The following is a 12,484-nucleotide window of genomic DNA, read 5'->3' as shown; positions in this document are numbered from 1 at the left end:
CTTCCGGAGCGCTCGGGGGACGTCCCCCCGGAGGCCTGCTTGCGTCGTGGCGCGCCCCGTCGCTCCGCTCTGCCGGAAAAGGGACGGGCCTGTTCCTCCGCCGTGCCCCGGCCTCCGGGACCTGTTCCCTGGCCACCGCTCCCAAGAGCCTCGCTTGCCGGCCGCCTGCTCCGGAACGCTTCGCGCCGGCAACCGTTTTCAGCGCCATCGACGGAACGATTCCGGCAGCTTGGCAATTTTCCAGGCCAGGACAGACTTTCAAGACACCGTCCAAGCACCGTCCAAGACGGACGTCAGGAGGATACCATGATCGGTTGGGCTGTTACCTTTCTCGTCGTCGCTCTGATCGCCGCTCTGCTCGGCTTCGGCGGCATCGCCGGCACCGCCATGGAGGCGGCCAAGATCGTGTTCTTCGTCGCCATCGCGCTGTTCCTGATCTCGGCGGTGATGGGCGCGGTGCGCGGTCGCTCCCCGCGGTTGTGACGACCCTGCTTCTTCGGAAGCGCGTCGAGAAGGGCGGCCCCGCGCGGGGCCGCCTTTTCCTTTTGCGCGAACCGCCGCTCTGGTAAGGGGCGCGGATGACCGACATTCCAGACCCCTCCACGGCCGCGCCTGCGGACCAGTCCGCGGACCAGTCCGCCGCACCCGAGGGCGAGCGCATCGCCAAGGCCATCGCCCGCGCCGGCATCGCCTCCCGCCGCGACGCGGAGGCGATGATCGAGGCCGGCCGCGTCAGCCTCAACGGCAAGATCCTGACCTCACCGGCGATCAACGTCACCGAATCCGACCGCATCGCGATCGACGGCGAGCCCCTCCCCGCCCGCGAGCGCACCCGGCTCTGGCTGCTGCACAAGCCCCGCGGCGTCGTCACCACCGCCCGCGACCCGGAAGGGCGCCAGACCGTGTTCGACGGGCTGCCCGACGACCTGCCGCGGGTCGTCGCCATCGGCCGGCTCGACATCAACACCGAGGGGCTCCTGCTCCTCACCAACGACGGCGGCCTCGCCAAGGTGATCGCCCACCCCGATACCGGCTGGCTGCGTCGCTACCGGGTGCGCGCCTTCGGCGACATCACCCAGGCCGACCTGGACAAGCTCAAGAAGGGCGTCACCGTCGACGGCATGGAATACGGCCCCGTCGAGGCGACCCTCGACCGGGTGCAGGGCGACAACCTCTGGCTCACCCTCGGCCTGCGCGAGGGCAAGAACCGCGAGGTCAAGCGCATCCTCGAACATCTCGGCCTCTCCGTGAACCGGCTGATCCGGCTCTCGTTCGGACCGTTCCAGCTCGGCGACCTCGAAGTCGGGCTGGTCGAGGAGATCCGCACCAAGGTGCTGAAGGAGCAGCTCGGAAAGAGCCTCGCCGAGCAGGCCGGCGTCGATTTCGAGAGCCCGGTGCGCGAGGCCATCGCCCCCTTCGGCAGCCCGAAGAAGGCGGCCCGCGCCGCGCAGGGCGCACGGACGGAGGCGCCCGCGGGGCGCGGCGGCCGTCAGGGCACCCGCGACGAGGAGCGCTCGGGGGGGCGCGGCGGTTCGGCGGGCCGTCCGCCGCGCGATCCCGCCCGTCCGGCCGCCCCGCGTGCCGGTGCGCGCCCGGCCCAGCGGGCGCCCTCGCCGACCGTGTGGCGGGCCGACGACGAGACCCGCCCCCGGGCGAGCAAGGTGCCGCGCCGCGGCACCGACCCGAAGACCGCCCGCGCGGCGGCGGCCGAGCGCGGCCGCGAGCGGGTCGGCGCGATCCAGGCGGCCGGCGAGCGCCGGGTTCTGGTCGAGCGGCTCCAGCCCACGCCGGAGACGCCCGCTCCCGAGCCGCACCGCCGGGTCCGCTTCCGCAAGGAGGAGGAGCGGCCCCAGCGCCAGGATCGGCCCGAGCGTCAGGAACGTCCACGCGACGACCGGCCGCGCCGGGACGCGCCCGCGGGCGAGGCCCGTCCCCGCCGCCGCGAGGCCGGAGAGGGCGCCGCCCCCGAGCGGCGCGGGCCGCCGCGGGAGCGCCGCTTCGAGGGCGAGGGGCGTCCGCCGCGCGAGCGCAGCGAAGGCCGTCCGCAGCGCGACCGCGGCGAGGGGGCGCCCCGCCGGGAGCGTTCCGCCGAGGCCGGGGCTCCGGAGCGTCGCGGCCCCCCGCGCGACCGTCCCCGCTCGGCCGAGGGCGAGCGCCCCGCCCGCGCCCCGCGCGGTGCCGAGGCGCCCGAGCGCGGCGGTTTCCGCAAAGGCCCTGGTGCCGGTTCGAGCGGCAAGCCCGGCTTCAAGGGCGGCGCCCGCGACGGCGCCAGAGGCGATTTCAAGGGCGGCCCGAAAGGCGGGGCGCGGGGCGACTTCAAGCCCGGTGGCGGCGGTGGCCGGCCCGGCGGGCGCCCGGGGGGACGTCCCGGCGGCAAGCCCGGCGGCGCATCCGGAGGCCGTCCCGGCGGCAAGCCGGGGCCGCGCGGGGGCGGTCGTCCGCCCCGTGGCGGCGCCTGAGACCTGACGCGTGCGGATCGTCGGCGGCGAATGGCGCGGGCGCCGGCTCGCCGGGCCGAAGGCGGAGGGCATCCGCCCGACCTCCGACCGCCTGCGCGAGGCCCTGTTCAACGTGCTCGCCCACGCCTACGACGACGCGGCCGAGGATGCGGTGGTGCTCGATCTGTTCGCGGGCACCGGTGCGCTGGGCTTCGAGGCGCTCTCCCGGGGGGCGGCCCGGGCGCTCTTCGTGGACGACGGGCGCCAGGCCGGCACGCTGATCCGCGAGGGGATCGCCGCGCTCGGCTGCGCGGCCCGCGCCCGGCTGATCCCGCGCGACGCGACCCGGCTCGGGCCGGCCCTGGATCAGGCAGCGTCCCTGGTCTTCTGCGACCCGCCCTACCGGAAGAACCTCGCTCCCGCGGCGCTCACGGCTGCGGCGTCCGGCGGCTGGCTCGCCCCCGGCGCCCTCGTCCTCGTCGAGGAGGCCGCCGAGGCTGGCCCGGTCCTGCCGCCCGGTTTTTCGGAGCTGGAGCGGCGCAGCTACGGCGAGACGACGGTGACGTTCGGTCGCTTCGAGGGGTGAGCGCGTCGCCCGTGCGGTGAGGTTGCCCTATCTCGCTCGGGCCACGTCCGTCCGCGAAGGAGGCCCGCGCCCATGCCGCCTGTCCTGCCGCCCGTTCCACCGCTCTCCCGTCGAACCCTGCTGCAGGGCGCCGCCGCCCTCGCCGGAGCCGGCCTCGTGCCGCTCGGGGCCCGCGCCGCGGAGGCCCTGATCACCCGGCCGATCCCCTCCTCCGGGGAGCGGCTGCCGGCCATGGGCATCGGCACCTCGCGCCGCTACGAGGTCGCGGTGACGCCCGAGGCCACCGCCCCCTTGCGCGAGGCGGTGGAGCGCTTCGTGGCGCTCGGCGGGCAGGTGATCGACACCGCCCCGAGCTACGGCACCGCCGAGGACGTCCTCGGCCTGATCCTCCAGGGCCTGCGCGAAAAGATCTTTCTCGCCACCAAGGTCGCCGCCCGCGGCCGGGAGGCGTCGGAGGCCGAGACCGAGCGCTCGTTCCAGCGCCTGCGCACGGACACGATCGACCTCATCGCCGTGCACAACCTGATCGACACGGAGGTGAACCTCGCCGTCCTGCGCGCACTCAAGGAGAAGGGCCGCATCCGCTATGTCGGCGTCACGGTCTGGCGCGACGAGCAGTTCCCCGAGCTCGAGGCGGTGATGAAGCGCGAACGGCTCGATTTCGTGCAGGTGAACTACGCCCTCGACAGCCGGCTCGCGGCCGAGCGCGTCCTGCCGCTCGCCGCCGAGCGCGGCGTGGCGGTGATGGTCAACGTGCCCTTCGGCCGCGACCGCCTGTTCAAGGCGGTGAAGGACAAGCCCCTGCCCGATTTCGCGACTGAGTTCGGCTGCAAGAGCTGGGCGCAGTTCTTCCTGAAATACGTGCTCGCCAACGAGGCCGTGACCGGCCCGATCCCGGGCATGGCCAAGGCGAGCTACGTCGAGGACAACCTCGCCGCCGCGACCGGGCGGCTGCCGGACGCCGCCGAGCGGCGCAAGATGGAGGCCTTCATCGATGCGGTCTGATTTTTTTGGGATTTCTCTGAGTCGGCGCGCGGCTCTGGCGCTCCTCGCCGGCTCGTTCCTGCTCCCCGCGCTGCCCGCTTTCGCGCAGTCCGAAACGACCAAAAAAATCGGGATCGTCGGGGCCGGTAATATCGGCGGGACGCTGGGCCGGCTCTGGATCAAGGCGGGCTACGAGGTGTTCTTCGCCTCCCGCCATCCGGAGCAGTTGAAGGCGCTGATCGAGGAGCTCGGGCCCAAGGCGCGGGCGGGCACGCCGGCCGAAGCCATCGCCTTCGGCAATGCCGTGCTGATCGCGGTGCCCTACAAGGCCTATCCGGAGCTGGGGCGTGAGAACGCCGCCGGCTTGAAGAACAAGGTGGTGATCGATGCCGGCAACGCGGTGAAGGCCCGCGACGGCGCGGTCTACGACGAGGTCGAGCGCGACGGCATCGGCGCGACCTCCGCCAAGTATCTCGCCGGAGCGCGGGTGGTGCGCGCCTTCAACGCGGCGAACTATAAGATCTTTCAGAAGAATGCCGGCCGGCCCGAGCCGCGCATGGCGGTGCCGATCGCCGGCAACGACCCGAAGGCGCTGGAGACCGCCCGCACCCTGGTCTCGGATGCCGGCTTCGATCCCGTGGTGGTCGGCGAGCTGAAGGCCGCCGACACCTTCGCCATGGGCTCGCCCGGCTTCGGCCACGACCTCTCGGCGCCGGAACTGAAGGAGAAGCTCGGGGTGAAGCCTTGAGCGACGCTCAAGGCTCTTCCCTCCCGGACCGCCTCGCCGGCCTCATCGACGTGAGGCCGGGCGAGGGCCCGGCGCTCGCATGGTCCTGGGCCTACATCTTCGCGTTGCTGGCGAGCTACTACGTGCTGCGCCCGATCCGCGACCAGATGGGCGTGGCGGGCGGGCTCGAGAACCTGCCCTGGCTGTTCCTGGCCACCCTCATCGGCATGCTGGCGCTCAACCTGCCCTTCGCCTGGCTGGTCAAGCGCCTGCCGCGGGCGCGCTTCGTGCCCCTCACCTACCGCTTCTTCATCCTCAACATCCTGGTCTTCGCCGGCCTCATCGCCGTCGCGGAGGGTGAAACCGCTCTCTGGGTCGGCCGGGCCTTCTTCGTCTGGCTCTCGATCTTCAACCTGTTCGTGGTCTCGATCTTCTGGGCCACGGTGGTGGACGTGTTCTCGACCGAGCAGGGCAAGCGCCTGTTCGGCTTCATCGCCGCCGGCGCGACGCTCGGCGCGATCTGCGGCTCGGCGGTGACGGCGACGCTGGCGCGCGACGTGCCGACCTGGGCGCTGCTGCTGGCGGCCGCCGTCCTGCTGGAGGCGGCGGTCTTCGCCATGCGGGGGCTCGCCCGACTGATCGGGCGGCTGCACGAAGTGCCCGAGGCGTCCCGCGCGGGCGAGACCATCGGCGGCGACGTGCTCGCCGGCATCCGGCGCACTCTCGCCTCGCCCTATCTCCTCAATATCGCGCTGTTTCTTGCGCTGTTCTCGGTCACCGCGACCTTCCTGTATTTCGAGCAGGCGGGGATCGCCAAGCGCAGCTTCCCCGACCGCGGCGCGCAGACCGCCTTCTTCGCCAGCGTCGATCTCGCCGTGAACGTGCTGACGCTTGGCGTGCAGCTCTTCCTCACCGGGCGCATCACCCGCTGGCTCGGCGTCGGCGTGACCCTGGCGCTGTTGCCGGCGGCGAGCATCGTCGGATTCGCCGCGCTGGCGCTGTCGCCGAGCGTCGCCTCGGTGGTGGTGATCTACGTGCTGCGCCGCGCGGGCAATTTCGCCGTCGCCCGGCCGGTGCGCGAGGTGCTGTTCACGGTGGTGCCGCGGGAGGACCGCTACAAGGCCAAAAGCTTCATCGACACGGTGGTCTACCGCCTCGGCGATCAGGTCGGCGCGTGGTCCTATACGGGGCTCTCCGCCCTCGGCTTCGGCGGCCACGCCGCGGCCGTGGTGGCGGTGCCGCTCTCGGCGGCGTGGCTCCTCAACGCGCTCTGGCTCGGCCGGGCGCAGGCGCGGCGGCAAGAGGCGATCGAACAAGAGGCGATCCAGCAGCAAGCGGCGAAGCAAGGGACGGCGCGCGCGGACGGCAATCCGGCGCCGATGCCATCGCGGACGGCCTGAACCGTATCATTGCAAAGGTTATTTTCAGTCTAACCGTATCTCCGTCGGGCGGAGGGTGCGGGCCTGAACAGCGGGGACAGGCGCCGATGCGGCATCGCGGCACGCCTGTGTTTCCGGCAGTAATCGGACATAGAACAGAAACAGTGGCCGTGCGGTATCCGTAAGGTCACCCCCGTCGCTTCTCCGGCAGGCGCGTGTCTCTCACGAAACGCCCGCCGCACGGGTCCGGCCCGGACGGGGCCGTCGGCGACCGGGCGCTTCGTGAGGCACGCCGACCGGACATCCACCGGAGACCCATGGGACTCGTCCAGTACGCCCTCAAGTTCCGCGTCACGACCTACGTGCTCGCCGTGCTGATGATGCTCGGCGGCGCGGGCGCGATCGTCGTGACGCCGAAGGACGTGCTGCCCGCCGTCGACATCCCCGTCGTCGTCGTGGTCTGGACCTATACGGGTCTCTCCGCGCCGGAGATGGAGAAGCGGATCACGACCTATTCCGAGTTCGGAATCTCCAACAACGTCAACAACATCGCCCGGATGGAATCGACCAGCCTCCAGGGCACGTCGGTGATGAAGATCTATTTCGACCAGAGCGTCAGCATCGATCTCGCCATCGCCCAGGTCGTCTCCTCCACCAACTCGATCCGCGCGCTGATGCCGCCCGGCGTGCAGCCGCCGGTGATCGTGCGCTTCTCCGCCTCCTCGGTGCCGGTGATCCAGCTCGCGCTGACCTCGGCCAAGGACAGCCTCAACAAGGTCTACGACTACGCCCAGTACCGCATCCGCCAGCGCCTGACCCAGGTGCCGGGCTCGACCCTGCCCTCCCCCTTCGGCGGCGCGCCGCGCCAAGTCATGGTCGATCTCGACCTGCACGCGCTCCAGGCGCTCGGGATGACGCCGCTCGAAGTCACCAATGCGGTGACCTCGCAGAACCTGACCATCCCCTCGGGCCTGACCAAGATCGGCGAGCAGCAATATCCGGTGCAGATGAACGCGACGCCGGACGCGATCGCGGCCTTGAACGAGATCCCGATTAAGGTGGTCAACGGCCAGCCGGTGCTGGTGCGCGACGTGGCTTATGTCCGCGACGGCGGCCCGCCGCAGGTCAACGTGGTGCGCGCCGACGGGCAGGCCTCGGTGCTGATGCGCGTGCTCAAGAACGGCACCGCCTCGACGCTGGACGTCGTCAACAACGTCAAGGCGGCGTTGCCCGACATCCGCGCGGCCGCCCCCGAGGGCATGGAGATCAAGCCGCTCTTCGACCAGTCGGTCTTCGTCTCGAACGCGATCGAGGGCGTGTGGCACGAGGCCGTCATCGCCGCCTGCCTCACCGGCCTCACCATCCTGCTGTTCCTCGGCTCGTGGCGCTCGACCCTGATCGTGCTCGTCTCGATCCCGCTCTGCCTGATGACCTCGCTGGCGCTGCTCGCCGCGCTCGGCCACACCATCAACGTGATGACGCTGGGCGGTCTCGCGCTCGCGGTCGGCATCCTCGTCGACGACGTGACGGTGGCGATCGAGAACACCTACCGCCTGTTCGAGGAGGGCAAGCCGTTCCGCAACGCCGTGGTCGAGGGCGCGGCCGGCATCGCCAAGCCGGCGCTGATCTCGACGCTGTCGATCTGCGCCGCCTTCGTCTCGGTCTTCGCGCTCACCGACACCCCGAAATACCTGTTCACGCCGCAGGCGCTCGCGGTCGTGTTCGCGATGCTGACCTCGTACCTCCTCACCCGCACCCTGGTGCCGGTGCTGATCGACGTGCTGGTGGCCCGCGAATACCTCCAGCACCATGGCGGCGAGGCGGACGCCCCGCGCCGCGGTCGGATCGAGCGGGCGCTCGGCTGGCTGCTTTCCCCCGTCTTCCGGCTCGCCGGCGCCTTCCGCCGCGGGTTCGAGGCGCGGTTCGAGCGGTTCCACCGCGGCTATGTCGGGCTGCTCCACGCGGTCCTGCGCCACCGGATCGCGACGATCACGAGCGTCGTCCTGCTGTTTGCCGGCACCGGCGGACTCTTCGTCTTCACGGGGCAGGACTACTTCCCGCAGGTCGAATCGAGCCAGATGACGCTCCACCTGCGCACCCGCCCCGGCATGCGCATCGAGACCGCCGAGCAGACCTTCGCCGCGGTCGAGAAGGTGGTGCGCGAGGTGATCCCCGAGGGTGAGATCGACCAGATCCTCGACAACATCGGCATCCCGTCGAACAACTACAACTTCGCCTTCTCCGACGGCTCGTTCGTCTCCTACAACGACGGGCAGATGCTGATCGACCTGAAGGACGAGCACGGCCCGGTGGCGGAGTATCAGCGGCGCCTGCGCGAGACCCTGCGCGAGCGCTTCCCCGACATGATCGTCTATTTCCAGCCCTCCGACATCATCACCCAGATCCTCAATTTCGGGGTGATCGCGCAGATCGACGTGCAGGTCTCGGGGCGCAACACCGTCAAGGATCTGGAGGTCGCCCGGCGGATCGAGGCGCGGCTGAAGGAGACGCCCGGCCTCGTCGACGTGCACCTGCACCAGATCGTCGACACGCCGCAATTCTTCGTCGATGTCGACCGGCGGCTCGCCTCCGAACTCGGCCTGACGCAGCAGCAGGTGGCCCAGAGCCTCAACGTGTCGCTGTCGGGCTCCTTCCAGGTGAACCCGAACTTCTGGACCGACCCGAAGACCGGCATCCCCTACCAGCTCTGGGTCCAGACGCCGGAATACCGCAACGACTCGCTGACCGCCCTGCAGAACACCCCGCTCTTCGCCCGCGCCAATGCCGGCAACGGCCCGGGGGCGCTGACGCTGCTCTCCAGCATCGCGACGATCACCCGCCAGCCGACGCAGACGGTGATCAACCACGTCAACACGCAGCCGACCTTCAACGTCTACGCCGCGGTGCAGGACCGCGACCTCGGCGCGGTCGCCCGCGATATCGACCGGATCGTCGACGAGGAGCAGAAGGCCCTGCCGGCGCCGGACAAGATCACCGTGCGCGGGCAGATCGAGAACATGCGGGCCGCCTTCTTCCGCCTCGGCATTGGCCTCGGCATCGCGATCGTCGCGGTCTACCTCCTGATGGCGGTGAACTATCAGAGCTGGGGCGATCCCTTCGTGGTGCTGGCGGCCCTGCCCGTCGCCTTCTGCGGCATCGTCGCGAGCCTGTTCATCACCGGCACCACCTTCTCGATCCCCTCGCTGTTCGGGGCGATCATGTCGGTGGGCATCGCCTCGGCCAACTCGATCCTGCTCGTCACGTTTGCCAAGGAGCACCGGGAGGCGACCGGCTGCTCGGCGCACGAGGCGGCGATCGTCGCGGGCGAGACGCGGCTGCGGCCGGTGCTGATGACCGCGAGCGCGATGTTTCTGGGCCTCGTGCCGATGGCGCTCGGCACCGGCGAGGGCGGCGAGCAGAACGCGGCGCTCGCCCGCGCCGTGATGGGCGGCATCGCGCTCGGCACGCCCTCGACGCTGCTGTTCGTGCCGTTCCTCTACAGCCTGCTGCGGCGCGGCGAGGCCAAGCCGCTCGAGGATTATGTATGATGCGGGCCTATGTTGATGACGCCCGTCATCCGCCCATCCCCTCTCCCCGCAGGCGGGGAGAGGGGGAATTCAGCCGAACCCAATAGAATCATTCGGTATCGGGACCCTCTAGGTTTCCGACGACCACGCCCACAGCGATCACAGGACGAACCGGTGAGCGAGAGAGACGGTAAGCCGGCGGCCGACATTCCGCCGCCACCCAGGAAGCGCGGCTTTGTGCTGGCCGGGCTGATCGCGGTGGGCCTGCTGACTTACGGCGGCTACGGCCACTGGCAGCGGGCGGCCCGGGCCGAGGCGACGCGGACGAAGCAGATCGAGTTCGTGCCCAAGGTCCGCACCGAGGAGGCCAAGCGCCTCGACGGGCCGATCGACCTGACCCTGCCGGGCCAGACCGAGCCCTTCGCCACCGCGCGGATCTATGCCCGCGCCACCGGCTACATCGCCGAGCGGCACGTCGATATCGGCTCGCGGGTGAAGAAGGGCGACGTGCTCCTGCGCATCGCCGCCCCCGACCTCGACCAGCAACTCGCCCAGGCCGAGGCGCAGCTCGGCCAGTTGGAGGCGCAGCTCCTGCGGGCGAAGGCCATGGTCGATCAGGCGCGTGCCAACGTGAACCTCGCCCAGGTCACGAATTCGCGCACCTCGACGCTCGCCGGCCAGGGCTGGGCCTCGAAGCAGACCGCCGACAACACCCAGGCCGGCGTGCTCTCGCAGGCGGCCAACCTCGCCTCGGCGCAAGCCGACGTGAAGGTGGCGGAGGCCAACATCAAGGCGCAGCAGGCCACCGTCGGCCGCCTCAAGGCGCTGACCGGCTTCGAGATCGTCACCGCGCCCTTCGACGGGGTCGTCACCACCCGCAACGTCGATGTCGGCGACCTCGTCCAGGCCGATGCCGGCTCCGGCACGCCGCTCCTGTCGATGGACCGGGACGACGTGCTGCGCATCTCGGTCAACGTGCCCCAGAACGCGGCGGTGGGCGTGCAGCCCGGCATCAAGGCCCAAATCAAGGTGCCGCAGATGCCCGACCGCAGCTTCTCCGGCGAGGTCGAGCGCAGCTCGGTAGCGCTCCTCGCCTCCTCGCGCACGCTCACGACGCAGGTCGACGTGCCGAACCCCGAGCGGACGCTGCGGCCGGGCCTGTTCGTCTACGTGACGCTGTCGATCCCGCGCACCGGCAGCGCCACGGTGGCGGTGCCGGCGGAAGCCCTGGTGTTCAACCAGTCCGGCACCCGCGTCGCGGTGGCCCGCGAGGACGACCGCGTGACCTGGGCCGAGGTCCACATCGCCCGTGACAAGGGCACGGTGGTGGAGGTGGACAAAGGGCTCTCGGGCGGCGAGCGCCTCGTGCTCAGCCCGCCCGCCGATCTCAAGGAGGGCGGCCGCATCGCTCCGCAGCAGCCGAAATCGGACAAGCCGATGCAGGCCGCGCAGCGGTAGCGGCTTTCGCGCGGCGCTGATCCAATCCTTGCCATCATCCTGAGGTGCCAGAGCGAAGCGGAGGCCTCGAAGGATCCTCCAGATCCCGCGCGCGAACAGGAGGATCCTTCGAGGCCCGCTGGCGCGGGCACCTCAGGATGAGGGTGGCGGGTGGGATCGCTGTCCGCTCGCCCGTTGGTCCAATCGGCGGGTTGCGCGGGCGGCCCCGCTCGGCTCACATCCCGCCCGGAAACGCATCCCGCGAGAAGGCGACGCCCATGACCGACCTCAAGACCCTCCGCAGCCTGTCCGGCCTGCCGCCGGAGCCCGCCGCGCTGACCGGCTCGGCGCTGGTGATGATCGATCTGCAGAACACCTACCGCGAGGGCGTGATGCGCCTGGAGGGCGTTGAGCCGGCGATCCGCGAGGCGAAGGCCCTGCTGGAGCGGGCGCGCGAGGCCGGCATCCCGGTCTTTCACGTGCGCCACGATGCCGGGCCGGGCTCGCCCTACGACGTCACCGCGCCCATCGGCCAGATCAGCGACGAGGTCGCCCCGCGGGAGGGCGAGGCGGTCATCACCAAGGCCTATCCGAGCTCCTTCGTCGGCACCGACCTTCAGGCGCAGCTGGAGGCGGCGGGCGTCAAGGACGTGATCCTGGCGGGTTTCATGACCCACATGTGCGTGAACTCGACCGCGCGGGGCGCCTTCAACCTCGGCTTCCGCCCGACCGTGGTGGCCGCGGCCACCGCCACCCGCGCCCTGCCGGGACCGGACGGCGCGACCGTCCCGGTCGCGGCGGTCCAGGCCGCGAGCCTCGCCGCTCTGGGCGATCTGTTCGCGGTGGTCGCGCCGGACGCGGCGGCGATCCGCGGCTAGGGACGTCAGGCCGCGCGGGCGCGGGGCTGCGCGGCCTCTTCCGCCGGCTGCGCGCCGCCGAACATCCGCTGATAGAGCGCGGCCGGGCTGTGGCTGCGGCCTTCCGAATCGACGATGCGCACGTCGCTCAGGCCGGAGGTGATCAGCGACAGGCCCTGCTCCAGGGCGCTCAGCAGCGAGCCGTGCTGCCAGGAATAGTTCCGCGACGCGGTGCCGGCGCTGACGGTGAAACTCACGGACAACTTCCCAATGTTGAGGCCGGCTGGCGACGGTGCCGCCGGGTGCGTTGAACAAGAATCGTCCCGTGTCCGGGTTCCGTAAAACTTGAGCTTTAATAGTGGCTCTTGGTTGACGAAGTCTTTGCGGAACCTGTTCCTTTCGGTGGCGGAACCGCGGGCGTCCGATGGCGGTATGATGGCAGCGGCGCCATTCGCGCCCCGCAGGGCGGCCGCCCGGTCCCTCGCGTTGCCGGACCGCGCCGGTCCCCTCAAGACGAGGCGGGCGGCGCGTCTCGGAGGCCGCCGCCCG

General features: G+C 71.0%; 10 protein-coding genes. 9 read left to right on the top strand and 1 reads right to left on the bottom strand.

Going from position 1 to position 12,484, the window contains the following annotated elements; all coding sequences use genetic code 11:
- Positions 1-306: 306 nt before the first annotated feature.
- The 9 genes from MPPM_RS20705 to MPPM_RS20665 all read left to right on the top strand — a co-directional run bounded on the left by MPPM_RS20705 (position 307) and on the right by MPPM_RS20665 (position 11,956).
- Positions 307-483, top strand: coding sequence for a DUF1328 domain-containing protein (locus MPPM_RS20705; protein ID WP_012456035.1), 177 nt, complete (start codon positions 307-309; stop codon positions 481-483).
- Between the two features lie 95 nt (positions 484-578).
- A complete protein-coding gene (locus tag MPPM_RS20700; RefSeq protein WP_096486670.1) occupies positions 579-2,459 on the top strand; it encodes a pseudouridine synthase in 1,881 nt (626 codons plus the stop codon).
- A 10-nt stretch (positions 2,460-2,469) separates the two neighbouring features.
- Entirely contained in the window at positions 2,470-3,024 is a 555-nt protein-coding gene (gene rsmD / locus MPPM_RS20695) for a 16S rRNA (guanine(966)-N(2))-methyltransferase RsmD (protein WP_096486669.1), read from the top strand.
- A gap of 72 nt (positions 3,025-3,096) precedes the next feature.
- Positions 3,097-4,029, top strand: a complete 933-nt coding sequence (locus MPPM_RS20690) for an aldo/keto reductase (protein WP_244573372.1) — start codon at positions 3,097-3,099, stop codon at positions 4,027-4,029.
- Positions 4,019-4,756: an NADPH-dependent F420 reductase gene (locus MPPM_RS20685; protein ID WP_096486668.1), complete on the top strand. Its 738-nt coding sequence runs from the start codon at positions 4,019-4,021 to the stop codon at positions 4,754-4,756. Before MPPM_RS20690 ends, MPPM_RS20685 begins: the two co-directional genes overlap by 11 nt.
- Complete coding sequence (locus MPPM_RS20680) at positions 4,753-6,135, top strand: NTP/NDP exchange transporter (RefSeq protein WP_096486667.1); 1,383 nt, start codon at positions 4,753-4,755, stop codon at positions 6,133-6,135. The genes MPPM_RS20685 and MPPM_RS20680 overlap by 4 nt, the downstream gene beginning before the upstream one ends.
- 296 nt (positions 6,136-6,431) lie before the next feature.
- Positions 6,432-9,662 (top strand): efflux RND transporter permease subunit, encoded by a 3,231-nt coding sequence (locus tag MPPM_RS20675; RefSeq protein WP_096486666.1) that lies wholly within the window; start codon positions 6,432-6,434, stop codon positions 9,660-9,662.
- Between the two features lie 153 nt (positions 9,663-9,815).
- Positions 9,816-11,099, top strand: a complete 1,284-nt coding sequence (locus MPPM_RS20670; RefSeq protein ID WP_096486665.1) for an efflux RND transporter periplasmic adaptor subunit — start codon at positions 9,816-9,818, stop codon at positions 11,097-11,099.
- Between the two features lie 257 nt (positions 11,100-11,356).
- Positions 11,357-11,956, top strand: a complete 600-nt coding sequence (locus MPPM_RS20665) for a cysteine hydrolase family protein (protein ID WP_096486664.1) — start codon at positions 11,357-11,359, stop codon at positions 11,954-11,956.
- A 5-nt stretch (positions 11,957-11,961) separates the two neighbouring features.
- On the opposite strand, the gene MPPM_RS20660 is transcribed toward MPPM_RS20665, so the two are convergent.
- The gene (locus tag MPPM_RS20660; RefSeq protein ID WP_096486663.1) at positions 11,962-12,192 is read right to left on the bottom strand and encodes a hypothetical protein; all 231 of its coding nucleotides are present in this window, start codon (positions 12,190-12,192) and stop codon (positions 11,962-11,964) included.
- Positions 12,193-12,484: the final 292 nt, after the last annotated feature.

The sequence above is a fragment of the Methylorubrum populi genome (assembly GCF_002355515.1).
Taxonomy (GTDB): Bacteria; Pseudomonadota; Alphaproteobacteria; order Rhizobiales; family Beijerinckiaceae; genus Methylobacterium; species Methylobacterium populi_A.
This window is presented reverse-complemented; position numbering and strand designations above follow the sequence as displayed.

What these genes read in the sequence shown, in the direction of transcription:
- MPPM_RS20705 (WP_012456035.1), top strand. Translation starts at nt 307, where the DNA reads ATGATCGGTTGGGCTGTTACCTTTCTCGTCGTCGCTCTGATCGCCGCT.
- MPPM_RS20700 (WP_096486670.1), top strand. Translation starts at nt 579, where the DNA reads ATGACCGACATTCCAGACCCCTCCACGGCCGCGCCTGCGGACCAGTCC.
- MPPM_RS20690 (WP_244573372.1), top strand. Translation starts at nt 3,097, where the DNA reads ATGCCGCCTGTCCTGCCGCCCGTTCCACCGCTCTCCCGTCGAACCCTG.
- MPPM_RS20685 (WP_096486668.1), top strand. Translation starts at nt 4,019, where the DNA reads ATGCGGTCTGATTTTTTTGGGATTTCTCTGAGTCGGCGCGCGGCTCTG.
- MPPM_RS20675 (WP_096486666.1), top strand. Translation starts at nt 6,432, where the DNA reads ATGGGACTCGTCCAGTACGCCCTCAAGTTCCGCGTCACGACCTACGTG.
- MPPM_RS20665 (WP_096486664.1), top strand. Translation starts at nt 11,357, where the DNA reads ATGACCGACCTCAAGACCCTCCGCAGCCTGTCCGGCCTGCCGCCGGAG.